Raw genomic sequence first — 23,421 nt, forward strand, 5'->3', positions numbered from 1 at the left:
AACCCGACACGGCTGCACTCGGCGCTGGGATACAGCTCACCTAATGACTACGCAAAGCAACTGAAGCAAACTGCTTAACGCTCGCTTTATGGCGTACGTTTTGAGGGAGCAAGTCCATGGTTACTTTGGGGCTTTTCCAAAGTGACCCGCCGTAAGGGCGGAACCATACGCAGCCGTTACCGCAGCAACGGATATGTACTCAGCCCCCTCCCAAATAGGATTAGCAAAGGCCTGAGCCTACTCAATCCCCACCTGGTTACGCCCATTATGCTTGGCCGTATACAAACCCTTGTCCGCCGCCATGATCAACTGGCGGCAATCCGTACCCTGCACCGGCGTCATGGTCGACAGGCCAATGCTGACGGTCAGGCTGGAGCCTTCAGTCGGCGCAATGTGCGGGATTTTCAGCGCCGCCACGGCCATGCGCAGCTTCTCGGCCACCATGCGAGCACCGCCCGGTGACGTATTGGGCAGCACCAGGGAAAATTCTTCGCCGCCGTAGCGTGCCGGCAGGTCCGAAGGGCGGCTGCTGGCGTCGCGGATGGTAGCGGCGACTTTGCGCAAGGCTTCATCCCCTTCAACGTGGCCGAAGCTGTCGTTGTAGGTCTTGAAGAAATCCACATCGATCATCAGCAACGACAACTGCGTCTGATCACGCATGGCCCGCCGCCATTCCAGTTCCAGGTATTCGTCAAAGTGGCGACGATTGGACAACCCGGTCAACCCATCGGAGTTCATCAACCGCTGCAACACAAGATTAGTGTCCAGCAGTTGTTGCTGGCTGACTCGCAACGCGCGGTAGGCCGCGTCCCGCTGCAACAGCGTCATGTAAGACCGCGAGTGATAGCGGATACGCGCTACCAACTCGATATTATCCGGCAGCTTGACCAAGTAATCATTGGCCCCCGCCGAAAACGCCGCGCTCTTGATCAGCGGGTCTTCCTTGGTCGAAAGCACGATGATCGGGATGTTCGCCGTGGCCGGATGGTTGCGGTAGTCGCGCACCAGGGTCAGGCCATCGAGGCCGGGCATCACCAGATCCTGCAGGATCACCGTCGGTTTGATACGGATAGCCTGGGCAATCGCCTGGTGCGGATCGGCGCAGAAGTGGAAGTCGATGTTTTCTTCATGGGCCAGGCCGCGTCGCACCGCTTCGCCGATCATGGCCTGGTCGTCGACCAGCAACACCATGGCGGCATTTTCGTCGGTCTTGACGTCGTCGATCTGTAAATCATTCATCTGCAGTCACCTGAATTACCACCTGCAAGCCAACATCACGCGAGGTCATGTTCATTGTGCAAAGACCTCCAGCAATCGGGGCGCAATTCTGTCCAGTGGGCGAATTTCAACAGCAGCATCAATTGCCGCCGCCGCTTTGGGCATGCCATACACCGCCGAGCTCTGCTGATCCTGGGCGATGGTCAAATAACCTTCTTCACGCAATAACTTGAGGCCCTGGGCCCCGTCGCGACCCATGCCGGTCAGCAGTACGCCAACGGCATCGCCATTCCAGTGGCTGGCCACGCTTTCAAAGAACACGTCGATCGAAGGCCGGTAAATCTCGTTCACCGGCTCTGCGGTATAGGCTAGCGTGCCATTCTTCAATAGACGAATGTGATGATTGGTACCGGCCAGCAACACCACGCCGCTTTGTGGCGGTTCCCCTTCGCGGGCCAGGCGCACCGGCAGTCCCGAGGCACTGCTGAGCCACTCGGCCATGCCGGCGGCGAACACCTGGTCCACATGCTGCACCAGCACAATGGCGGCGGGAAAGTCCCGGGGCAAACCCTTGAGCAGGATTTCCAGGGCAGCCGGGCCACCCGCCGACGAGCCGATAGCCACCAGGCTCTGGCGTTTGCCGGTGGTGCGCGCTGATGGGGTTTCGGTGCGCACGCGGCTGCCACGCTGGCCGATCAGCCAGCCGATGTTGAGGATTTTGCGCAACAGCGGCGCCGCCGCATCCTTGGGGTTGCCCACGCCGAGGGCCGGCGTGTCCACCACATCCAGGGCGCCGTGCCCCATGGCTTCGAACACCCGGCTCATGTTGGCCTGGCGGTCGACAGTCACCAGCAGGATCGCGCACGGCGTCTCGGCCATGATCTGCCGCGTGGCCTCCACGCCGTCCATCACCGGCATGATCAGGTCCATCAGGATCAGGTCCGGGGTCAATTCGGTACAGCGCTGCACCGCTTCCAGGCCATTGCCGGCCACCCACACCACCTCGTGCGCGGGCTCGAAGCTCAAGGCGCGGCGCAAGGCCTCTACCGCCAGGGGCATGTCATTGACGATCGCAATCCTCATGCCCGCGCGCCTCCGATCAGCTCCACCACGGCGTCCAACAACGCGTCGTCGTGGAAGCTGGCTTTGGCCAGGTAGTAATCGGCACCGGCGTCCAGCCCACGGCGACGGTCCTCTTCACGGTCTTTGTACGACACCACCATCACCGGCAACGATTGCAGGCGAGTATCCCGGCGCAAGAGTGTGACCAATTCAATACCGTCCATGCGAGGCATATCAATGTCAGTGATCAGCAGGTCGAAGTCTTCGGAGCGCAAGGCGTTCCAGCCGTCCATGCCATCGACTGCAACGGCCACTTCGTACCCGCGATTAAGCAGCAATTTACGTTGCAACTCACGCACGGTGAGCGAGTCATCCACCACCAGCACGCGCTTGCGCGGCGCCTCGGTGACCTGCTGGCTGCGCCGGGCGATGCGTTCGAGGCGCCCGGTGTTGAGCAGCTTGTCCACCGAACGCAGCATGTCTTCCACATCGACAATCAACACCACCGAGCCATCATCGAGCAAGGCACCGGCGGAAATGTCCTGGACCTTGCCCAGGCGGTCATCCAGCGGCAATACCACCAGGGTCCGCTCGCCGATGAAGCGTTCCACGGCGATACCGTACACCGCATCGCGCTCGCGGATCACCACGACTTTCAGGGTCTCGTCGTTATTCTGCCCCGGCGGGCGCTGCAACAACTGGCTGGCGGCGACCAGGCCGACATGCCGGCCCTCGTGCCAGAAATGCTGGCGGCCTTCCAGTTGCACGATCTCGTCGGGGGCCAGGTCGCACATGCGTTCGATATGCGCCAGGGGGAATGCGTAGGCTTCTTCGCCGACTTCCACCACCAGGCTGCGCACCACCGACAAGGTCAGCGGCACTTCCAGATGGAAACGGCTGCCCTGCCCCGCCGTCTGCTCCAGCACCACCGCGCCGCGCAGTTGGCGGACCATATGCTGCACCGCATCCAGCCCGACCCCGCGCCCGGACACTTCGGTGACCTTGTCACGCAGGCTGAACCCCGGCAGGAACAGAAACGTGAGCAACTCCTCTTCACTGAGGGTCAGCACCGTTTCCAGAGTGGACAAATGCCGGTCGACGATGGTGCCGCGCAGGCGCTCCAGGTCGACGCCGTTGCCGTCGTCGCTCAGTTCCAGCACCAGTAAACCGGCCTGATGGGAAGCACGCAGGCGGATCAAGCCTTCGGCGGGTTTACCGGCCAGCAGGCGCTGGTCAGGCATTTCGATGCCGTGATCGACGGCATTGCGCAATAAATGGGTGAGTGGCGCTTCAAGTTTTTCCAATACGTCGCGGTCGACCTGGGTCTTTTCGCCCTCGATCTCCAGGCGCACTTGCTTGCCCAGGCTGCGGCCGAGGTCACGCACCATGCGCACCTGCCCGGCCAGCACATCGGCAAACGGACGCATGCGACAGGCCAGCGCGGTGTCGTAGAGCACCTGGGCGCGCTGCCCGGCCTGCCAGCCGAACTCATCCAGCTCGGCGGTTTTTTCCGCCAGCAGCGCCTGGGCTTCGCTCAGCAGGCGGCGGGTATCGGCCAGGGCTTCCTGGGCTTCGAGGTTCAGATCCAGGGTCTTGAGCTGGCCGTCCAGGGCATCCAGGGCGCGCACGCTCTGGCTTTGAATGCGTTTGAGGCGCTGCATGCTCGCCAGGTACGGCTTGAGACGCTGGGTTTCCACCAGGGACTTGCTCGACAGGTCCAGCAGGCTGTTAAGCCGCTCGGCGGTCACGCGCAGTACACGCTCGCCGCCTTCGGTCATGCGTTTGCCCTGGCGCGGCGGATCGCTGGCCACTGGCGGCGCGGGTTCGGGTTCCGGCGGGAGCTCTTCAACCACCGGCGCCGGCACAACGGGTGGCGGCGCGACCTTGGCGGTCGGCTGGGACGGGTCCAGCAGACGCTCCATCAACGCCACATAAGCTTCGATGTCCGCTGGCCCCACGGTGTTGCCCGGGGTGGCGATACGCATCAGCAGGTCGGTGCCTTGCAGCAAGGCGTCGATATGTTCAGGTTGCAGGTACAGACGACTTTCCTGGGCGCTGACCAGGCAGTCCTCCATGACATGGGACACGCTGACCCCGGCGTCCACCCCCACGATGCGCGCCGCGCCCTTGAGCGAGTGGGCCGCGCGCATGCAGGCTTCCAGTTGGTCGGCCTGGGTCGGGTTGCGCTCCAGGGCCAGCAGGCCCGCGCTCAGCACCTGGGTCTGTGCATCGGCTTCCAGGCTGAACAGTTCCAGCAGCGAGGCATCGCGCATCTGGTCGGGGGTCATGTGAGGCTCCGGGTCACGGCGGACAACAATTGTGCCTCGTCCAGCCAACGCAGGCTGCGGCCCTTCCACTGCAACACACCCTGCGTGAACCGTGCGCTGGCCTGGGTGCCGGACGCCGATGCAGCCTGCAAGGTGCGTTCGTCGATAGCATGGATGCCGTCCACTTCGTCCACCGGCACCACCACCGGGCCATCCTGCGCGGCGATGATCAACATGCGCGGCATGATTCGCCCACCGCTGGCGCCGTTGCCGGTGCTGTCCAGGCCGAGCAGTTCCACCAATGACAGGCACGCCACCAGCGCCCCCCGCACATTGGCCACGCCGAGCAAGGCGCGGGACCGCTGGTGCGGCAGCGAGTGAATCGGTTGCAACGGCGCCACTTCCACCAGGCAACGGGTAGCGATGCCCAACCATTCTTCGCCGAGACGGAACATCAGCAACGAGCGGGTGACGATCTCTTCGTCGACTTCAGCCGCAGCGGCCGGACGACGGTCGTCCTGCTGCAAGGCGTAGCGATCCAGCAGGCGCGTGGCGGCCGCCGAATACACGGCGCAGTTGCGGCAATGAATATGATCCACCAGCAGCGGGCAGGACTTGTCGCCGTGGATACCGATGCGGTTCCAGCAGTCGTCGATGGCCTGGGTGTCGGCCAGGGTCAGGTCCAGGCCGGCGGTGTCGAGCGCGTCGGGGCTACTCATCGTTTGGACTCACTGTCTGCTCGCTCGCTACGGGCGGCCCGCGCCTGCAAACGGCGCGCCCCCGCACTGTCGCCCTGGGATTCGAGCAACGCGGCCAGGTGCATCAAGGCCTGCGGATGCTGGGGTTCCAGGTATAAGGCTTTTCGATAAAAACCCTGGGCTTCCAGGGCGCTGCCGGCCACATCGCTGAGCAGCCCGAGCCAGTAAAACACCTGGGCGGCTGGCGGGTGGCTGTTCAAATACTGCTCGCAGGCGGCACGGGCCTCGGCACTCTTGCCTTCGTTGGCCAGGGTGGCGATACGACTGAGCAAGGTGCTTGCGTCGGAAGGCGGCGGGGCCTTGATCGGCACCACCTGGGCGCTGACTGTGCTGAACGGTCGCGGCTTGACGGGGATCGGTGCCGCGCTGCGCTGAGGCGCCGGCATGGGCACGAACACCGGTTCAGGCTGAATCGGCTCGGCGTGCCGGCTGAAGGCAAAGGACTGCGGCACTCCAATCGAACGCATGCCGTGGCGGCCCAACAGGCTGCCCTCGGCCGGGCCGATAAACAGGACGCCGTCCACGTGGGTAAGGCCCTTGAGCACATCGAACACTTGTTTTTGGGTGGGCTGGTCGAAATAGATCAAAAGGTTGCGGCAAAACACGAAGTCATAGCTCGCCTCGTTCGCCAGCAGCGTCGGGTCGAGCAGGTTGCCGACTTGCAGACGCACCTGCTCGCGCACGCGGTCGGCGATGTGGAACCCGTCGTCGTGTTCAATGAAGTGGCGGTCGCGATAGGCGATATCGCTGCCGCGAAACGAGTTTTTGCCATACACGCCGCGCCGCGCACGCTCCACCGACAGCGGGCTGACGTCCAGGCCCAGCACCTTGAACTGGTGCGGCGCCAGGCCAGCATCAAGCAGGGCCATGGCGATCGAATAGGGCTCTTCGCCAGTGGAGCACGGCAGGCTGAGGATACGCAGTGCACGCATCTGCTTGATCTCGGCCAGACGGGCAATCGCCAATCGGGCCAAGGTCGCAAAGGATTCGGGGTAACGGAAAAACCAGGTCTCGGGGACGATCACCGCTTCGATCAGCGCTTGCTGCTCGTCGTGGGAGCTTTGCAGGTGCTGCCAGTATTCACCTGGCGTTCGCGCCTGCACGGCCTGGCTGCGCTGGCGCACCGCACGTTCGATGATGGCCTCGCCGACCGACGCAACGTCCAGGCCGATACGTTCCTTGAGGAAGGCAAAGAAGCGCGGGTCGTTGCTCATACGCTCAGCTCGGCAGAAAACAACAGGGCGCGCACGTCATCGGTGAGCACGTCATTCACGCCAATCCATTGCATCAAGCCCAAGGCATCCTCCCGCACAGGCCCCAGGTAGCGCGCCTGGGGGTTATCCAGGCCATAGGGCTGGAATTCGGCGGGGTCGCAACGCAGCGTATCGGTGGCCTGTTCGAGGATCAGCCCCAGCCGGCGGGATTCGACCCAAGGTTGCGGCTGGTAATTGACCAGCACCAACCGCGTGCTGGTGCGAGCCTGCGCCGGCGTACCGAAGGTCAGCGCGCTCAGGTCGATCACCGGCACCAACGCCCCACGGTGGGCAAAGATGCCAGCCACCCAGGAAGGCGCATGGGCGATGGGCTTGAGCGGCAGGCGCGGCAGCACCTCGGCCACTTCGGTGGCCTTGAGGACATAACGTTCGCTACCGATGTGAAACACCAGGAACAACGCCTTTTTCGCTGCCGGGACGGCGCCGCGTTTAGCCGCGAGGTCGCTCATCAGACTTTGAAACGCGACACGCCGCTGCGCAGACCCACCGCAACCTGGCTCAGTTCATCAATCGCAAAACTGGCCTGGCGCAGGGATTCTACGGTCTGGCTGCTGGCATCCCCCAGTTGCACCAGCGCGTGGTTGATCTGCTCGGCGCCGGTGGCCTGGGCCTGCATGCCTTCGTTGACCATCAACACCCGCGGCGCCAGGGCCTGTACCTGATGGATGATCTGCGAGAGTTGCTCGCCCACTTGCTGCACTTCGAACATGCCGCGGCGCACTTCTTCGGAGAACTTGTCCATACCCATCACGCCCGCGGACACCGCCGACTGAATCTCGCGCACCATCTGCTCGATGTCGTAGGTGGCCACGGCGGTCTGGTCGGCCAGGCGACGCACCTCGGTTGCGACCACGGCAAACCCGCGCCCGTATTCACCGGCCTTTTCAGCTTCGATGGCGGCGTTCAGGGACAGCAGGTTGGTCTGGTCGGCGACCTTGACGATGGTCACCACCACTTGGTTGATGTTGCCGGCCTTCTCATTGAGGATCGCCAGCTTGGCGTTCACCAGGTCGGCAGCGCCCATCACCGAGTGCATGGTCTCTTCCATGCGCGCCAGGCCTTGCTGGCCGGAACCGGCGGCCACCGAAGCCTGGTCGGCAGCAGTGGAGACTTCGGTCATGGTGCGCACCAGATCCTTGGACGTGGCGGCGATTTCCCGCGATGTGGCGCCGATCTCGGTGGTCGTTGCCGCTGTTTCAGTGGCGGTGGCCTGTTGCTGCTTGGAGGTGGCGGCAATCTCGGTCACCGAGGTGGTGACCTGTACCGAAGAGCGTTGCGCCTGGGAAACCAGGGCAGTGAGTTCGGTCATCATGTCGTTGAAGCCGGTTTCCACCGCACCGAATTCGTCCTTGCGCTCAAGGTTCAGGCGTTTGCTCAGATCGCCCGTGCGCATGGTGTCGAGGATTTCGACGATACGCTGCATCGGCGCCATGATTGCGCGCATCAGCAGCAGGCCACACAGGCCGGCGGCCAGGATGGCGATGATCAGCGACACGCCCATGCTGATCTTGGCCGACAGCACGGCGTCGTCAATGGCCGCGGTGGCACGGTCCGCGACGTTTTTGTTCTCGGTAATAATGTCATTGAGCTTCATGCGACCTTCGGTCCAGATCGGCGTCAGTTGCTCTTCAAGCATTTCACGCGCAGCGGGCAGGTCATTGTTCTGGACGCGGTCCAGCACTCGCTCAAGGACTTTGTTGTAATTGATGTGTGCGGCCTTGAAGTTGTCGAACTCCATGCGGTCAGCCTGGCTGTGCACGGTTTTTTCGTAGCTGGCCATCTGCTGCTCGATGCGCGCTTCGAAGGCCTTGTAGTCGTTCTTGTCGGTATTGGTGAAGGTTTTATCCTCGCGCAGACCGATGATATCGATGGTCTGCAGGTAACTGTCGACCCACGCACTGCGGATCATGGAGCTGAGGTAAACGCCTGGCACCGCATCGTCTCGGACGGCTTCCTGGCTGACTTCAATCTTCAGCAACCGTGAATAGGAGACCACGACCATTAACAGCATGATGGCGATAATGACCGCAAAACTTGCCAGGATGCGTTGGCGCAAGGTCCAGTTCTTCACAGTATTTCCTCGAAGGGCCATTCAAATGGAGGGGAGTATAGCTGAGCAGAAGGCCTCATTAATCAACGGGTTTTGATGTAGCGCTCACAGAATGCAAAAACACCCTGGGGCATGGCGCCAGCCAGGGTGTTTTATCTACGCAGGCAGGATCAGAGGGTAGCTTGGCGCACCTGCTTTTCCAGCTCCAGCTTCAACCCAGGCTCCAGTTTCAGTTGGCGGGCCAGTTCGTCCAGATACGCTTTTTCCATGAAGTTTTCTTCGTCTACCAGCATTACGCTGGCGATGTACATTTCGGCAGCCATTTCCGGGGTGCTGGCGGCACGGGCGACATCGGCGGGGTCAAGGGGTTTGTTCAGCTCGGCGTGCAGCCAATTGTGCAGTTCGCGGTCGTTGTCCAGCTTGGTGAACTCGCCTTCGATCAGTTCGCGCTCGCGTTCGTCCACATGACCGTCCGCCTTGGCCGCTGCGACCAGCGCCTTGAGAATGCCCTGGCTGTGTTGCTCGACCTGGGCCGGTGGCAGGCGGTCGATGGTCTGCGGTTCGCCCTTGGGCGCATTGGCTTGGTTGGCCTGCCAGTTGCCGTAGGCCTTGTAGGCAATCACACCCAATGCGGCCAGCCCGCCATAGGTCAGGGCTTTGCCGCCGAATTTGCGCGCCTTTTTATTGCCCAGCAACAGGCCCATGGCCCCCGCCGCCAGAGCGCCACCACCGGCACCGCCGAGCAGGCTGCCCAACCCAGCGCCGCCCAGCAGACCGCCCAAAGCACCTTTATCGTCTTGCTTGCGTTGGCCGCCAGCCTTGTTTTGCAACATGTCCTGGCCGGACTTGAGCAACTGATCGAGCAATCCACGGGTATTCATTCGTAGCCTCCAGACACTTGGGTTCATTGGACCAATAGGCCACCAGCGTAAAACTAAGTGCCAAAAAGCCCCGATCTAGAGTGCTTCCAGATGTAACGCCGCTGCCGTTCGCTAAAACCGATATACACTCGGACAAATCTATAAAAACACCCCACTGGTAATTCCAGCATGATGACCTTGCGTCAAATCCGGCACTTTATCGCCGTGGCCGAGACCGGCTCAATCTCGGCCGCCGCGCAGACCGCGTTTATTTCCCAGTCGACGCTGACCCTGGCGATCCAGCAATTGGAGCAGGAAATCGGCGTCAACCTGTTCAACCGCCACGCCAAGGGCATGACCCTGACCCACCAGGGCCACCAGTTCCTGCGCCAGGCGCACTTGATCCTCGCCACCGTGGACAACGCCAAACGCAGCCTGCAACAAAGCACCGACCAGGTCGCCGGCCAATTGATCATCGGCGTGACCAGCCTGGTGGCCGGCTACTACCTCGCCGATCTGCTCACCCGTTTCCAGCGCGCCTACCCCAACGTGGAAATCCGTGTGATGGAGGACGAGCGCCCGTATATCGAACACTTGCTCGTCAGCGGCGAGATCGATGTCGGCGTGCTGATCCTTTCCAACCTGGAAGACCGCCACGCCCTGCAGACCGAAGTGCTTACTCACTCGCCCCACCGCCTGTGGCTGCCGGCGCAGCATCCGCTGCTGGAACACGACAGCATCAACCTTGCCGATGTCACGCGCGAGCCGCTGATTCAGCTGAATGTCGATGAAATGGGCCACAACGCACAGCGCATGTGGGCCAGCGCCGGACTACAACCGCGCGTCACGTTACGCACCGCCTCGACGGAAGCCGTCCGAAGCCTGGTGGCGGCAGGCCTGGGCCTATCGATCCAGCCGGACATGACCTACCGCCCATGGTCCCTGGAGGGCGACATTATTGAGGCGCGACCGATTGCGGATCTCAGCCAGACCCTCGACGTAGGCCTGGCGTGGCGCCGTGGCACGGCGCGACCGGCACTGGTGGACCCGTTCCTCACCGTCGCCCGGGAACAGCCCCATCCACGCAAGCCATCTATTTAATCGAATGCTGCATTCAGTATTTAGTATTTGTTGACCTCGCGCCTGACCTCTAGTCTCTGTGCATCCATAAGAGAAAGGTCAGGCCCTCGTAAGAGAACGCCCATGGCCACACAAGAAAAGAGATCGCGAAAAATGTCCGGCGCGTCTACCCCGCTGCTTACTGCATTGCTGATTGACGGCGAACTGGTCCACGGCCAGGGTTTTGCCGAGCCGATCCTCAACCCGGCCACCGGCGAAGTGCTCACCCAGATCGCCGAAGCCAGCACCGAGCAGGTGGAATCGGCCATCCTCGCCGCCCACCGTGCATTTGCCGGCTGGTCGCGGACCACGCCGCAGCAACGTTCGAACATTTTGCTGGGCATCGCCGATGCCATCGAAAAACAAGCCGACTACCTGGCCCGCCTGGAATCCCTGAACTGCGGCAAGCCATTGCACCTGGCGCGTCAGGATGACTTGAGCGCCACCGTCGACGTGTTCCGCTTCTTCGCCGGGGCCGTGCGCTGCCAGACCGGGCAACTGAGCGGCGAATACCTGCCGGGCTACACCAGCATGGTGCGGCGCGACCCGATTGGCGTCGTCGCCTCCATTGCGCCGTGGAACTACCCATTGATGATGGCCGCGTGGAAGATCGCGCCCGCCCTGGCTGCCGGAAATACCCTGGTATTCAAGCCGTCGGAACACACACCGCTGTCGATCCTCGCCTTGGCCCCCGTGCTGAAGGACTTGTTACCACGCGGTGTCATCAACATCCTGTGTGGCGGTGGCGAAAGCGTGGGCAGCCATCTGGTCAGCCACCCGAAAGTGCGCATGGTGTCCCTGACCGGCGATATCGTCACTGGGCAAAAAATCCTGCAGGCCGCGTCGAAAACCCTGAAACGCACGCACCTGGAACTGGGCGGCAAGGCGCCGGTGATCGTGTGCAACGACGCCGACCTGCAAGCCGTAGTCGAAGGCGTGCGCGCCTACGGTTATTACAACGCCGGCCAGGATTGCACCGCCGCCTGCCGCATCTATGCCCAGGCGGGGATTCACGACAAGCTGGTCGCCGACCTCGGTGCGGCGGTCAGCAGCCTGCGGTTTGCCGGCAAGCGCGATGCCGACAACGAACTGGGCCCGCTGATCAGCACACGCCAGCGCGACCGCGTGGCCAGCTTTGTCGAGCGCGCCCTCGGCCAGCCCCATATCGAACGGGTCACCGGCGCCGCGGTGCATTCCGGCGCGGGCTTCTATTACCAGCCAACGTTGCTCGCCGGTTGTAAACAGAATGATGAGATCGTGCAGCGCGAAGTGTTTGGTCCGGTGGTCACAGTGACCCGCTTCGACGAGCTGGAACAGGCGGTGGACTGGGCCAACGACTCCGAGTACGGCCTGGCCTCCTCCGTATGGACCCAAAACCTGGACAAAGCCATGCAGGTGGCAGCGCGCCTGCAATATGGCTGCACCTGGATCAACAGCCATTTCATGCTGGTCAGCGAAATGCCCCACGGCGGCTTGAAGCGCTCGGGGTATGGGAAAGATCTGTCCAGCGATTCGCTACAGGACTACAGCGTGGTGCGCCACATCATGGCCCGCCACGGCCAACATCTTTAAAACAACAACTAAGCTTCTGCGTCACCGGTTGCACACAACTGCCCCGACCATAATTAAAGAAGAGGGAACCCCCATGTCCGCGCACAAGACCGCACTGCTCAGTGCCTTGACCACCGCGCTGCTGGCCAGCGCCAGCATTCAGGCCGCCGAACCGCTCAAGGCGGTAGGCGCCGGTGAAGGCCAGCTGGATATCGTCGCCTGGCCTGGCTATATCGAACGTGGCGAAAGCGACAAGGCCTACGACTGGGTCACTGGTTTTGAGAAGGAAACCGGTTGCAAGGTCAATGTGAAAACTGCCGCCACTTCTGACGAAATGGTCAGCCTGATGGCCAAGGGCGGGTATGACCTGGTCACTGCGTCGGGCGATGCGTCGCTGCGGCTGATCGTCGGCAAGCGTGTGCAGCCGATCAACACCGCGCTGATCCCCAACTGGAAGAACATCGACCCACGCCTCAAGGATGCGCCGTGGTACGTGGTCGGCCAGCAGACCTACGGCACCCCGTACCAGTGGGGCCCGAACGTGCTGATGTACAACACCAACGTGTTCAAGACCGCGCCCACCAGTTGGAATGTGCTGTTCAACGCCCAGAACCTGCCGGACGGCAAGCCGAACAAAGGCCGCGTGCAGGCGTATGACGGCCCGATCTACATTGCCGATGCGGCGCTGTACCTCAAATCTACCCAGCCGGAACTGGGCATCCAGAGCCCGTATGAGCTGACCGAAACCCAGTACAAAGCCGTGCTCGACCTGTTGCGCGCCCAGCAACCGTTGATCCACCGCTACTGGCACGACACCACCGTGCAAATGAGTGACTTCAAGAACGAAGGCGTGGTGGCCTCCAGCGCCTGGCCGTATCAGGTCAACGGGTTGGTCAACGAGAAACAGCCGATTGCCTCGACTATCCCCAAGGAAGGCGCCACCGGCTGGGCCGACACCACCATGTTGCACAGCGAAGCCAAGCACCCGAACTGCGCTTACAAGTGGATGGACTGGTCGCTGCAGCCGAAGGTCCAGGGCGATGTCGCGGCGTGGTTCGGCTCGCTGCCGGCGGTGCCTGCGGCCTGTAAGGAAAGCGAACTGCTGGGTGCCGAAGGGTGCAAGACCAACGGGTTCGACCAGTTCGACAAGATCGCTTTCTGGAAAACCCCGCAGGCAGAAGGCGGCAAGTTCGTGCCCTACAGCCGCTGGACCCAGGATTACATCGCGATCATGGGCGGCCGCTAAGGGTCCCTGCAGAGACTGCTTCTTGTGGTGAGCAGGCTTGCCCTGCGCGGGGCAAGCCCGCTCACCACAAAAGCCCGATTTTCACCGTTTCAGCGCAGCACACATGCATCCTCGTTTTTTCAGAAGCCCAGACCGGGCCGCTGCGACGGCCCATGCTTTTTTGGAGCACCGCACCATGACGCTTGCAGTCCAATTCACCCACGTTTCCCGTCAGTTCGGCGAAGTGAAGGCCGTTGACCGGGTTTCCATCGATATCCAGGACGGCGAGTTCTTTTCCATGCTCGGCCCTTCCGGCTCGGGCAAGACCACCTGCCTGCGCCTGATCGCCGGGTTCGAGCAGCCGAGCGCCGGCTCGATCCGGATTCATGGCGAGGAGGCCGCCGGCCTGCCGCCGTATCAACGCGATGTAAACACCGTATTCCAGGATTACGCGCTGTTCCCCCATATGAACGTGCGCGACAACGTGGCCTACGGCCTCAAGGTCAAAGGCGTGGGCAAGACCGAGCGACTGAACCGCGCCGAAGAAGCCTTGGGCATGGTCGCCCTCGGCGGTTATGGCGAGCGCAAGCCGGTGCAACTTTCGGGCGGTCAACGCCAGCGTGTGGCCCTGGCCCGCGCCCTGGTCAATCGCCCCCGCGTGTTGCTGCTCGACGAACCGCTGGGCGCCCTCGACCTCAAGCTGCGCGAGCAGATGCAGAGCGAGTTGAAAAAGCTGCAACGCCAGCTGGGCATCACCTTCATCTTCGTCACCCATGACCAGACCGAAGCCTTGTCGATGTCTGACCGTGTGGCGGTCTTCAATAAAGGCCGCATCGAACAGGTCGACACCCCGCGCAACCTGTATATGAAACCGGCCACCGCATTCGTCGCCGAATTCGTCGGCACCTCCAACGTGATTCGCGGCGAACTGGCCCAGCGCCTGAGCGGCAGCGCGCAGCCGTTTTCGATACGCCCGGAGCATGTGCGGTTTGCCGAAGGCCCGCTGGGTGCCGGCGAAGTTGAAGTCAGCGGCCTGCTGCATGATATCCAGTACCAGGGCAGCGCCACCCGCTATGAGCTGAAACTGGAGAACGGCCAGGCGTTGAACATCAGCCAGGCCAACAACCAGTGGCTGGACATCAGCAGCGGCCATCAGGTCGGCCAGCCGATCACCGCGCGCTGGGCGCGGGAAGCCATGACGCCGCTGACCGACACTGCAGGCGAGGTGTGACATGAGCCTGGCCCTTTCCCAACCGCCGATGCGCAGGTTCTCCAACCTGCTGTACCGCAAGCCCAACCTGTACCTGGCCATGCTGCTGATACCGCCGCTGATCTGGTTCGGCGCGATCTACCTCGGCTCGTTGCTGACCCTGCTGTGGCAAGGCTTCTACACCTTCGACGACTTCACCATGGCGGTCACGCCGGACCTGACCCTGGCCAACTTCGCCGCGCTGTTCCAGCCGTCGAACTTCGACATCATCCTGCGCACCCTGAGCATGGCGATTGTGGTGTCGATCGCCAGCGCCATCGTGGCCTTCCCGATTGCCTACTACATGGCGCGCTACACCACGGGCAAGACCAAGGCGTTCTTCTACATCGCGGTGATGATGCCGATGTGGGCCAGCTATATCGTCAAGGCCTACGCCTGGACCTTGCTGCTGGCCAAGGGCGGCGTGGCGCAGTGGTTTGTGCAGCACCTGGGGCTGGAGCCGGTGTTGCAGTTCGTGCTGGGCATTCCCGGCGTGGGCGGCAGCACCTTGAGCACCTCGCATTTGGGGCGGTTCATGGTGTTCGTCTATATCTGGCTGCCGTTCATGATTTTGCCGATCCAGGCATCCCTGGAGCGTTTGCCGCCGTCGTTGCTGCAAGCCTCGGCGGATCTGGGCGCCAAGCCGCGCCAGACCTTTATGCAGGTGATTTTGCCGCTGTCGATTCCGGGGATTGCGGCCGGGTCGATCTTCACGTTTTCGCTGACCCTGGGCGATTTCATCGTGCCGCAACTGGTGGGCCCGCCGGGTTACTTCGTCGGTGGCATGGTGTATGCCCAGCAAGGTGCCATCGGCAATATGCCCATGGCCGCGGCGTTCACCCTGGTGCCCATCGTGCTGATTGCGGTGTACCTGTCCATCGTCAAACGCCTGGGGGCCTTCGATGCACTCTGACTCTTCACCTCAAATGCAGTCATCAATAGGCTTGAAGATCGCGGCCTGGGGCGGGTTGGTGTTTCTGCACTTCCCGATCCTGATCATCTTCCTCTATGCCTTCAACACCGAAGAAGCCGCGTTCAGCTTTCCGCCCCAGGGCTTCACGTTGAAGTGGTTCAGCGTGGCGTTTGCCCGACCGGACGTGCTGGAGTCGATCAAACTGTCGCTGCAGATCGCCGCCATCGCCACCCTGATCGCCATGGTGCTCGGCACCCTCGCGTCGGCGGCGCTGTATCGCCGCGAGTTCTTCGGCAAGCAAGGCGTGTCGCTGATGCTGATCCTGCCGATTGCGCTGCCGGGGATCATCACCGGTATCGCGCTGCTGGCGACCTTCAAGACACTGGGCATTGAGCCTGGGATGTTCACCATCATCGTCGGCCACGCGACATTCTGCGTAGTGATCGTCTACAACAACGTCATCGCCCGCTTGCGCCGCACCTCCCATAGCCTGATCGAGGCCTCGATGGACCTGGGTGCCGACGGTTGGCAGACCTTCCGCTACATCATCATGCCCAACCTGGGCTCGGCGCTGCTGGCCGGCGGCATGCTCGCGTTTGCGCTGTCGTTCGACGAAATCATCGTCACCACCTTCACCGCTGGCCACGAGCGCACCTTGCCGCTGTGGTTGCTCAACCAGCTCAGTCGCCCTAGGGATGTGCCGGTGACCAACGTGGTGGCGATGCTGGTGATGCTGGTCACGATGTTCCCGATTCTCGGTGCCTATTACCTGACACGCGGCGGTGAAAGCGTGGCGGGAAGTGGCGGTAAATAACTCTGTGACTGGAGGAACGCGGCTCTAAATGTGGGAAGGGGCAAGCCCCCTCCCACATTTAGAGCCGGTTTCTTCAGGGAAATAACATTAGTTTGAGGAGAGCTGAACCATGCAAACCAAACTGCTGATCAACGGCCACCTGGTCGAAGGCGAAGGCCCGGCCCAAGCGATTTTCAACCCGGCGTTGGGCCGGGTGCTGGTGGAAATCAACGAAGCCAGCGAAGCCCAGGTCGACGCGGCCGTGCGTGCTGCCGACGCGGCTTTTGAAAGCTGGTCGCAAACCGCGCCGAAGGACCGCTCCCTGCTGCTGCTGAAACTGGCCGACGCAATCGAAGCCCACGGCGAAGAGCTGGCCAAGCTGGAGTCGGACAACTGCGGCAAGCCCTACAGCGCGGCGCTGAACGACGAGATCCCGGCGATTGCCGATGTATTCCGCTTCTTCGCCGGCGCCAGCCGTTGCATGAGCGGTTCGGCCGGCGGCGAATACCTGCCGGGCCACACGTCGATGATCCGCCGCGACCCGGTGGGCGTGATCGCCTCTATCGCACCGTGGAACTACCCGCTGATGATGGTCGCCTGGAAAATCGCCCCAGCCCTCGCCGCCGGTAATACCGTGGTGCTCAAGCCGTCGGAGCAAACCCCGCTGACCGCGTTGCGCATGGTTGAACTGGCATCGGAGATTTTCCCGGCCGGTGTACTCAATCTGGTGTTCGGTCGTGGGCCAACCGTAGGCAGCCCGCTGGTGAACCACCCGAAGGTGCGCATGGTGTCGCTGACCGGCTCCATTGCCACCGGCGCGAATATCATTTCCAGCACGGCCGACAGCGTGAAGCGCATGCACATGGAGCTGGGCGGCAAGGCGCCGGTGATCATCTTCAACGACGCGGACATCGAGGCCGCCGTGGAAGGTATCCGCACGTTCGGCTTCTATAACGCTGGCCAGGACTGCACGGCCGCGTGCCGCATTTACGCCCAGGCAGATATCTACGACGCATTTGTCGAGAAGCTCGGTGCGGCCGTCGCCACTATCAAATATGGCTTGCAGGATGACCCGGCCACCGAACTGGGCCCGTTGATCACCGCACAGCATCGCGACCGTGTCGCCGGGTTTGTCGAGCGTGCCGTGGCGCAGCCGCATATCCGCCTGGTGACGGGTGGCAAGGCGGTGGAAGGCAACGGGTTCTTCTTTGAACCGACGGTACTGGCCGATGCGCAACAGGACGATGAAATCGTGCGCCGCGAGGTGTTCGGACCGGTGGTGTCGGTGACCAGGTTCACCGACGAAGCGCAGGTATTGGGCTGGGCCAATGATTCGGACTACGGCTTGGCGTCCTCCGTATGGACCGCCGATGTAGGCCGCGCCCATCGTTTGGCTGCGCGCTTGCAGTATGGCTGCACGTGGGTGAATACCCACTTCATGCTGGTCAGCGAAATGCCCCATGGCGGTCAGAAACTGTCGGGTTACGGCAAGGACATGTCCATGTACGGGCTGGAGGACTACACCACGGTTCGCCACGTGATGTTCAAGCACTGATCGAGCGCCTCCCGGCACCTGCCTTGGGTGCCGGTCCTACAACAATAAAATCTCAGGTTGCCCCCCATGGACATCACCCGCCGCGACTTCCTCAACGGCGTCGCCATTACTGTTGCCGCAGGCATGACCCCGCTGCAACTGCTCCAGGCTGCACCCGATGGCCGCTACTACCCCCCTGCCCTCACCGGCCTGCGCGGCAGCCATGTCGGCTCGTTCGAAGTGGCGCACCAGATGGGCTGGGAAAAGAAGGTGTTCGACACCGAAAAACTGCCGATCACCGAGGATTACGACCTGGTGGTGGTCGGCGGAGGCTTGAGTGGTTTGTCGGCGGCGTGGTTCTACCGGGAGAAGCACCCGAAGGCGAAGATCCTGATCCTGGAAAACCACGACGACTTCGGCGGCCACGCCAAGCGCAATGAATTCCAGGCCGGTGGCCGCATGATCATCGGTTACGGCGGCAGCGAGGCGTTGCAATCGCCGAACCATTTGTACAGCAAGGAAGTGAACGGGCTGCTGAAGAAGCTCGGCGTCACTATCAAGCGCTTCGAAACCGCCTTCGACCGCCAGTTCTACCCCAACCTGGGGCTGTCGCGCGGGGTGTTTTTCGACAAGGAAAACTTCGGCGAAGACAAACTGGTGACCGGTGACCCGACGCCCATGGTGGCTGATGACATTGCGCCAGACCAACTGCATGCGCGGTCCATCCACGAGTTCATCAATGACTTTCCTCTGCCGGCAGCAGACCGCCAGGCGTTGATCGACCTGCACACGGCGCCCAAGGATTACCTGCCGGGTAAAACAGCCGAAGAAAAGGCCGACTACCTGGCCGCCACCAGCTACCGCAATTTCCTGCTCAAGGACGTAGGGTTATCGGAAGGCGCGGTGAAGTACTTCCAGAGCCGAACCAATGACTTCATGGCACTGAGCATTGATGCCGTGGCAGCGGCCGATGCCTATAGCGTGGGTTTCCCAGGCTTTGCGGGGATGAACCTGGCGCCAATCAGCGAAGAAGCCGCAGCGGAAATGGAAGAGCCCTACATCTACCACTTCCCGGATGGCAATGCCTCGGTGGCGCGGTTGCTGGTGCGCAGCCTGATACCCGGCGTGGCGCCGGGGCACACCATGGACGATATCGTGCTGGCCACCTTTGATTACGCCAGGCTCGACCAGCCCAAGGCGGCGGTACGGCTGCGCTTGAACAGCACGGCCGTCAGCGTGCGCAACGTCGACGGTGGCGTGCATATCGGCTACAGCCGCGGCGGCCAGCTCGCCCAGGTGCGCGGCAAGCGCTGCATCCTGGCATGCTACAACATGATGATTCCGTACCTACTCAAAGACCTGCCGGCGCCTCAGGCCCGTGCGCTCAGCCAGAACGTGAAATATCCGCTGGTGTACACCAAGGTAGTGATCCGCAATTGGCAGTCGTTCCAGCAACTGGGGGTGCATGAGATCTACGCGGCGACCCAACCGTACAGCCGCATCAAACTGGACTACCCGGTGAGCATGGGCGGCTACGATCATCCACGCGACCCGACGCAGCCGATTGGGCTGCACCTGGTCTACGTGCCTACCAGCCCCGACAGCGGCATGAACGCCCGCGACCAAGCCCGCGCCGGACGGGGCAAGCTGTATGGGCAGACGTTCGAGCAGTTGGAGGCGCAATTGCGTGACCAGTTGCAACGCATGCTCGGGCCGGGTGGGTTCAAGCATGAGACGGATATTCTGGCGATCACGGTCAACCGTTGGTCACATGGTTATGCGAGCTTCTCCAACAGCTTGTTTGATGACGCCAATGAGAACGAAGCGTTGATGAATTTGGCGCGCAAGCCTGTAGGACATGTGAGCATCGCCAATTCGGATGCGGCGTGGAGCGCGTATGCCCATGCGGCGATCGATGAGGCTTACCGGGCAGTCGGTGAAGTCGTCTGAAAGACGCTCTGACACGCACTGCAATAGTCAATGTAGGAGGGGGCATGCCCTCCCACATTAGGCGCGGAAATGTCTTGTCGCACTTGCAATGCCATCAACCCGCCATCAATCAATTTTCCTACGTCATCGAACCGCTTAAGCTATCCGGCGTCTGTTTAATGTCCGTTGCGTTTGGCCGAAGGCATGTCCGAACCGTAATTTCTGATCCGCTACGTGCCAGGAACGGCGCGGGATTTGCTCACGACAGGTTGTCTCTATGCACCGCAGGAATTTGCTCAAAGCGTCCATGGCCATTGCGGCTTACACCGGTTTGTCGGCCAGCGGCCTGCTGGCCGCGCAGGCCTGGGCCGGGAACCGTGCCGCCGACGGCAAGGCCGTGGCGTTCGACTTCGACGCACTCAAGGCCCAGGCCAAGCAACTCGCCGGGACCGCTTATAAAGACACCAAACAGGTGCTGCCGCCGACCCTGGCGACCATGACCCCGCAGAATTTCAACGCCATCGGCTACGACGGCAAGCATTCGCTGTGGAAAGAGTTGAACGGCCAGTTGGACGTGCAGTTTTTCCACGTCGGCATGGGTTTCAAGACGCCGGTGCGCATGCACAGCGTTGATCCGAAAACCCGTGAAGCCCGCGAGGTGCACTTTCGCCCCTCGCTGTTCAACTATGAAAAAACCACCGTCGACACCAAACAGCTGACCGGCGACTTGGGCTTCTCCGGTTTCAAACTGTTCAAGGCCCCGGAACTGGATCGCCATGACGTGCTGTCGTTTCTCGGTGCCAGCTACTTCCGCGCCGTGGATTCCACCGGCCAATACGGCCTGTCTGCCCGTGGCCTGGCCATCGACACCTACGCGAAAAAACGCGAGGAATTCCCCGACTTCACGCAGTTCTGGTTCGAAACCCCGGACAAGGACGCTACGCGTTTTGTGGTCTACGCCCTGCTCGACTCGCCAAGTGCCACCGGCGCCTATCGCTTCGATATCGACTGCCAGGCCAACCAGGTGGTGATGGCGATCGACGCGCACATCAATGCGCGCACCGCCATTGAGCAACTGGGCATTGCACCGATGACCAGCATGTTCAGCTGCGGCACCCACGAACGCCGGATGTGCGACACCATCCACCCGCAAATCCACGACTCGGACCGCCTGGCGATGTGGCGCGGCAACGGCGAGTGGATCTGCCGCCCGCTGAACAACCCGGCCAAGCTGCAATTCAACGCATTCGCCGACAAAGACCCGAAAGGCTTTGGGCTGGTGCAGACCGACCATGAGTTCGCCAGCTATCAGGACACCGTGGACTGGTACAGCAAGCGCCCAAGCCTGTGGGTCGAGCCGACCACCGCCTGGGGCGAAGGCTCCATCGACCTGTTGGAGATCCCCACCACCGGCGAGACCCTGGATAACATCGTGGCCTTCTGGACCCCGAAAAAGCCCGTGGCTGCGGGTGAGTCGCTCAACTATGGCTACAAGCTGTACTGGAGCGCCTTGCCACCGGTGAGCACGCCGTTGGCCCAGGTCGACGCGACCCGTTCCGGCATGGGCGGCTTTACCGAAGGTTGGGCACCGGGCGAGCATTACCCGGACGTATGGGCGCGGCGTTTTGCCGTGGACTTCAAGGGCGGGGGCCTTGACCGTTTACCGCCCGGCACCGGGATCGAGCCCGTGGTGACGTGTTCCCATGGTGAGGTCAAGGACTTCAGCGTGCTGGTGCTCGACAACATCAAGGGCTACCGCATCCTGTTCGACTGGTACCCGACCAGCGACAGCGTGGAGCCGGTGGAACTGCGACTGTTTATCCGCACCCAGGACCGCACGTTGAGTGAAACCTGGCTGTATCAGTACTTCCCGCCGGCACCGGACCAGCGCAAGTACACCTGATATCCAATGTGGGAGGGGCCTGTTCCCTCCCACGCGGTTTACTCGTGGGCTCTAAAACCGCGACACGCTCTTCATCGCTCCAATGAGATAACGCATCGCCACCTGATCGCTTTCGTTCAGGGCGCGATACTGCGCGAGCAACTCGACCTCATCACGACTTAAACGACGGCCACGCATGGACACCCTGCGGGTCAAAAAAGACGCCACCCAACCTGCTACGCTATCGGACTTGGCCATGGACTGCTTCTCCTGATATCAATCAAATACTCCGGTGCCCACCAACCGAATCCCGTGAGGCGCAACGCCTGCGTGGACAAACAGACTGACTCCCTGGGCCAGAAATCGGTCATATCCTAAGCGTAGAAACAATCTCGTTACGTGTGGGATTTTTTTAGAGTATTCACTTAAAAATTACTTCGGTAACAAATACCTACACCCTGATCCCACAGCGACGGACAAAAAAAACCCACCGGCTCAGGGTGGGTTCAGATGGCGCCTGTGGCGGATCAATCCCTCAAGTCAGACTCATGAATCGGCTGGTCCCGATGGGTCGCCCGTTGGTACTGCGCTGGCCAGATTGCCTTGCGCCCGCCCAAGTCATCGTCGGCATGCAATGGCCAGTACGGATCGCGCAGCAGTTCACGGGCCAGGAAGATGATATCGGCCTGACACGTGCGCAGGATGTGCTCGGCCTGGGCCGGCTCGGTGATCATGCCAACGGTGCCGGTGGCGATGCCCGACTCCTTGCGCACACGTTCGGCAAAGCGCGTCTGGTAGCCCGGCCCGGTGGGGATCTCGGCATTGGCGGCGGTGCCGCCGGAGGAAACGTCGATCAGGTCCACGCCCAGGCCTTTGAGGCGAAGCGCCAGCTCGACGGTTTCATCGGGGTTCCAGCCGTCCTCCACCCAGTCGGTGGCCGACACCCGCACGAACAGCGGCAATTCCTGGGGCCAGACCTCGCGCACCGCCTGGGTCACTTGAAGCACCAGGCGGATACGGTTTTCAAAGGAGCCGCCGTATTGGTCCTGCCGTTGATTGCTGATGGGCGACAGGAACTGGTGCAACAGATAACCGTGGGCCGCGTGGATTTCCACCACCTCGAAACCGGCGGTGAGCGCACGCTTGGCGGCAGCGACGAAGTCGGCGATCACGTGCTGGATCTGCTCTTCGTCCAGTTGCCGGGGTTGAGTGTGTTGAGGGTCAAAGGCAATCGGCGATGGGCCTACCGGCACCCAACCACCGTCCTCGGGTTTGACGCTGCCGTGCTTGCCGATCCATGGCCGATGGGTGCTGGCCTTGCGCCCGGCGTGGGCCAACTGGATGCCGGCCACCGCGCCCTGGGCGGCAATAAAGCGGGTGATGCGCTGCAGCGGTTCAATCTGTTGGTCGTTCCACAGGCCCAGGTCCTGGGCCGTGATGCGCCCATCGGCCGTCACGGCAGTGGCTTCGGTGAAAATCAGCCCCGCGCCACCGACGGCACGGCTGCCGAGGTGGACCAGGTGCCAGTCATTGGCCAGGCCATCATCACTGGAGTATTGGCACATCGGCGAGACGGCAATGCGGTTCAGGAGGGTCAATTGGCGCAGGGTATAGGGTTCGAGCAGCTGACTCATGGCGCACCTCTTCTGGGTTCTATGGGCACTGTTCAACAGTGCTTAGAGCCTAGTCGACAACGATGGATTGCACAGGGTTCAGAAGCAAAGCGGGAGCCGATGG

At 62.0% G+C, this 23,421-nt stretch carries 19 protein-coding genes; 9 read left to right on the plus strand and 10 right to left on the minus strand.

Features of this window, described 5'->3' with window-relative positions:
• Positions 1–237: 237 nt before the first annotated feature.
• The 8 genes from NDJ82_RS14735 to NDJ82_RS14770 form a co-directional block, all read right to left on the minus strand.
• On the minus strand, positions 238–1,239 hold the full coding sequence (locus tag NDJ82_RS14735; protein WP_191947267.1) for a diguanylate cyclase: 1,002 nt from the start codon (positions 1,237–1,239) through the stop codon (positions 238–240).
• 51 nt (positions 1,240–1,290) lie between these two features.
• Positions 1,291–2,301: a chemotaxis response regulator protein-glutamate methylesterase gene (locus NDJ82_RS14740; protein WP_099583397.1), complete on the minus strand. Its 1,011-nt coding sequence runs from the start codon at positions 2,299–2,301 to the stop codon at positions 1,291–1,293.
• Entirely contained in the window at positions 2,298–4,568 is a 2,271-nt protein-coding gene (locus NDJ82_RS14745) for a hybrid sensor histidine kinase/response regulator (protein ID WP_112193823.1), read from the minus strand. The genes NDJ82_RS14740 and NDJ82_RS14745 overlap by 4 nt, the downstream gene beginning before the upstream one ends.
• Positions 4,565–5,266, minus strand: coding sequence for a chemotaxis protein CheW (locus NDJ82_RS14750; protein ID WP_099583399.1), 702 nt, complete (start codon positions 5,264–5,266; stop codon positions 4,565–4,567). Before NDJ82_RS14750 ends, NDJ82_RS14745 begins: the two co-directional genes overlap by 4 nt.
• On the minus strand, positions 5,263–6,519 hold the full coding sequence (locus NDJ82_RS14755) for a CheR family methyltransferase (protein ID WP_099583400.1): 1,257 nt from the start codon (positions 6,517–6,519) through the stop codon (positions 5,263–5,265). Before NDJ82_RS14755 ends, NDJ82_RS14750 begins: the two co-directional genes overlap by 4 nt.
• Positions 6,516–7,028, minus strand: a complete 513-nt coding sequence (locus NDJ82_RS14760) for a chemotaxis protein CheW (protein ID WP_158878482.1) — start codon at positions 7,026–7,028, stop codon at positions 6,516–6,518. Before NDJ82_RS14760 ends, NDJ82_RS14755 begins: the two co-directional genes overlap by 4 nt.
• Complete coding sequence (locus tag NDJ82_RS14765; protein ID WP_099583402.1) at positions 7,028–8,650, minus strand: methyl-accepting chemotaxis protein; 1,623 nt, start codon at positions 8,648–8,650, stop codon at positions 7,028–7,030. The genes NDJ82_RS14760 and NDJ82_RS14765 overlap by 1 nt, the downstream gene beginning before the upstream one ends.
• Before the next feature lie 149 nt (positions 8,651–8,799).
• Positions 8,800–9,510, minus strand: coding sequence for a tellurite resistance TerB family protein (locus tag NDJ82_RS14770; RefSeq protein ID WP_158878481.1), 711 nt, complete (start codon positions 9,508–9,510; stop codon positions 8,800–8,802).
• A gap of 168 nt (positions 9,511–9,678) precedes the next feature.
• On the opposite strand from NDJ82_RS14770, the gene NDJ82_RS14775 reads away from it, so the two are divergent.
• The 9 genes from NDJ82_RS14775 (at position 9,679) to NDJ82_RS14815 (ending at position 21,705) form a co-directional block, all read left to right on the plus strand.
• Positions 9,679–10,590: a LysR family transcriptional regulator gene (locus tag NDJ82_RS14775; RefSeq protein ID WP_099583405.1), complete on the plus strand. Its 912-nt coding sequence runs from the start codon at positions 9,679–9,681 to the stop codon at positions 10,588–10,590.
• Positions 10,591–10,722: 132 nt separating this feature from the next.
• Positions 10,723–12,180, plus strand: coding sequence for a gamma-aminobutyraldehyde dehydrogenase (locus NDJ82_RS14780; RefSeq protein ID WP_177411512.1), 1,458 nt, complete (start codon positions 10,723–10,725; stop codon positions 12,178–12,180).
• A gap of 73 nt (positions 12,181–12,253) precedes the next feature.
• Positions 12,254–13,405 carry a putative ABC transporter substrate-binding protein YdcS gene (ydcS, locus tag NDJ82_RS14785; RefSeq protein WP_099583407.1) on the plus strand — a complete coding sequence of 384 codons (1,152 nt, stop codon included), beginning with the start codon at positions 12,254–12,256 and terminating at the stop codon, positions 13,403–13,405.
• A gap of 175 nt (positions 13,406–13,580) precedes the next feature.
• Positions 13,581–14,615 carry an ABC transporter ATP-binding protein gene (locus tag NDJ82_RS14790; RefSeq protein ID WP_122307257.1) on the plus strand — a complete coding sequence of 345 codons (1,035 nt, stop codon included), beginning with the start codon at positions 13,581–13,583 and terminating at the stop codon, positions 14,613–14,615.
• A gap of 1 nt (position 14,616) precedes the next feature.
• On the plus strand, positions 14,617–15,546 hold the full coding sequence (locus NDJ82_RS14795) for an ABC transporter permease (protein ID WP_032891733.1): 930 nt from the start codon (positions 14,617–14,619) through the stop codon (positions 15,544–15,546).
• A complete protein-coding gene (locus NDJ82_RS14800) occupies positions 15,536–16,360 on the plus strand; it encodes an ABC transporter permease (RefSeq protein ID WP_099583409.1) in 825 nt (274 codons plus the stop codon). The genes NDJ82_RS14795 and NDJ82_RS14800 overlap by 11 nt, the downstream gene beginning before the upstream one ends.
• A 109-nt stretch (positions 16,361–16,469) precedes the next feature.
• Positions 16,470–17,894 (plus strand): gamma-aminobutyraldehyde dehydrogenase, encoded by a 1,425-nt coding sequence (locus NDJ82_RS14805; protein ID WP_250925761.1) that lies wholly within the window; start codon positions 16,470–16,472, stop codon positions 17,892–17,894.
• A 66-nt stretch (positions 17,895–17,960) separates the two neighbouring features.
• Positions 17,961–19,823: an NAD(P)-binding protein gene (locus tag NDJ82_RS14810; RefSeq protein WP_250925762.1), complete on the plus strand. Its 1,863-nt coding sequence runs from the start codon at positions 17,961–17,963 to the stop codon at positions 19,821–19,823.
• Between the two features lie 256 nt (positions 19,824–20,079).
• The gene (locus NDJ82_RS14815; protein WP_032891741.1) at positions 20,080–21,705 is read left to right on the plus strand and encodes a glucan biosynthesis protein D; all 1,626 of its coding nucleotides are present in this window, start codon (positions 20,080–20,082) and stop codon (positions 21,703–21,705) included.
• Positions 21,706–21,756: 51 nt separating this feature from the next.
• Here the strand turns inward: NDJ82_RS14815 and NDJ82_RS14820 are convergent, their stop codons facing one another.
• A complete protein-coding gene (locus NDJ82_RS14820; protein ID WP_099583412.1) occupies positions 21,757–21,942 on the minus strand; it encodes a hypothetical protein in 186 nt (61 codons plus the stop codon).
• A gap of 269 nt (positions 21,943–22,211) precedes the next feature.
• Positions 22,212–23,318 (minus strand): NADH:flavin oxidoreductase/NADH oxidase, encoded by a 1,107-nt coding sequence (locus tag NDJ82_RS14825; protein WP_158878475.1) that lies wholly within the window; start codon positions 23,316–23,318, stop codon positions 22,212–22,214.
• Between the last annotated feature and the right edge of the window lie 103 nt (positions 23,319–23,421).

The sequence above is a fragment of the Pseudomonas sp. SR18 genome, assembly GCF_023701505.1.
Classification (GTDB): Bacteria; Pseudomonadota; Gammaproteobacteria; order Pseudomonadales; family Pseudomonadaceae; genus Aquipseudomonas; species Aquipseudomonas cyclaminis.

Coding starts and splice junctions, on each gene's coding strand:
- NDJ82_RS14735 (WP_191947267.1), bottom strand. CDS start 1,239: ATGAATGATTTACAGATCGACGACGTCAAGACCGACGAAAATGCCGCC.
- NDJ82_RS14740 (WP_099583397.1), bottom strand. CDS start 2,301: ATGAGGATTGCGATCGTCAATGACATGCCCCTGGCGGTAGAGGCCTTG.
- NDJ82_RS14745 (WP_112193823.1), bottom strand. CDS start 4,568: ATGACCCCCGACCAGATGCGCGATGCCTCGCTGCTGGAACTGTTCAGC.
- NDJ82_RS14750 (WP_099583399.1), bottom strand. CDS start 5,266: ATGAGTAGCCCCGACGCGCTCGACACCGCCGGCCTGGACCTGACCCTG.
- NDJ82_RS14755 (WP_099583400.1), bottom strand. CDS start 6,519: ATGAGCAACGACCCGCGCTTCTTTGCCTTCCTCAAGGAACGTATCGGC.
- NDJ82_RS14760 (WP_158878482.1), bottom strand. CDS start 7,028: ATGAGCGACCTCGCGGCTAAACGCGGCGCCGTCCCGGCAGCGAAAAAG.
- NDJ82_RS14770 (WP_158878481.1), bottom strand. CDS start 9,510: ATGAATACCCGTGGATTGCTCGATCAGTTGCTCAAGTCCGGCCAGGAC.
- NDJ82_RS14775 (WP_099583405.1), top strand. CDS start 9,679: ATGATGACCTTGCGTCAAATCCGGCACTTTATCGCCGTGGCCGAGACC.
- NDJ82_RS14780 (WP_177411512.1), top strand. CDS start 10,723: ATGTCCGGCGCGTCTACCCCGCTGCTTACTGCATTGCTGATTGACGGC.
- ydcS (WP_099583407.1), top strand. CDS start 12,254: ATGTCCGCGCACAAGACCGCACTGCTCAGTGCCTTGACCACCGCGCTG.
- NDJ82_RS14790 (WP_122307257.1), top strand. CDS start 13,581: ATGACGCTTGCAGTCCAATTCACCCACGTTTCCCGTCAGTTCGGCGAA.
- NDJ82_RS14795 (WP_032891733.1), top strand. CDS start 14,617: ATGAGCCTGGCCCTTTCCCAACCGCCGATGCGCAGGTTCTCCAACCTG.
- NDJ82_RS14800 (WP_099583409.1), top strand. CDS start 15,536: ATGCACTCTGACTCTTCACCTCAAATGCAGTCATCAATAGGCTTGAAG.
- NDJ82_RS14805 (WP_250925761.1), top strand. CDS start 16,470: ATGCAAACCAAACTGCTGATCAACGGCCACCTGGTCGAAGGCGAAGGC.
- NDJ82_RS14810 (WP_250925762.1), top strand. CDS start 17,961: ATGGACATCACCCGCCGCGACTTCCTCAACGGCGTCGCCATTACTGTT.
- NDJ82_RS14815 (WP_032891741.1), top strand. CDS start 20,080: ATGCACCGCAGGAATTTGCTCAAAGCGTCCATGGCCATTGCGGCTTAC.
- NDJ82_RS14820 (WP_099583412.1), bottom strand. CDS start 21,942: ATGGCCAAGTCCGATAGCGTAGCAGGTTGGGTGGCGTCTTTTTTGACC.
- NDJ82_RS14825 (WP_158878475.1), bottom strand. CDS start 23,318: ATGAGTCAGCTGCTCGAACCCTATACCCTGCGCCAATTGACCCTCCTG.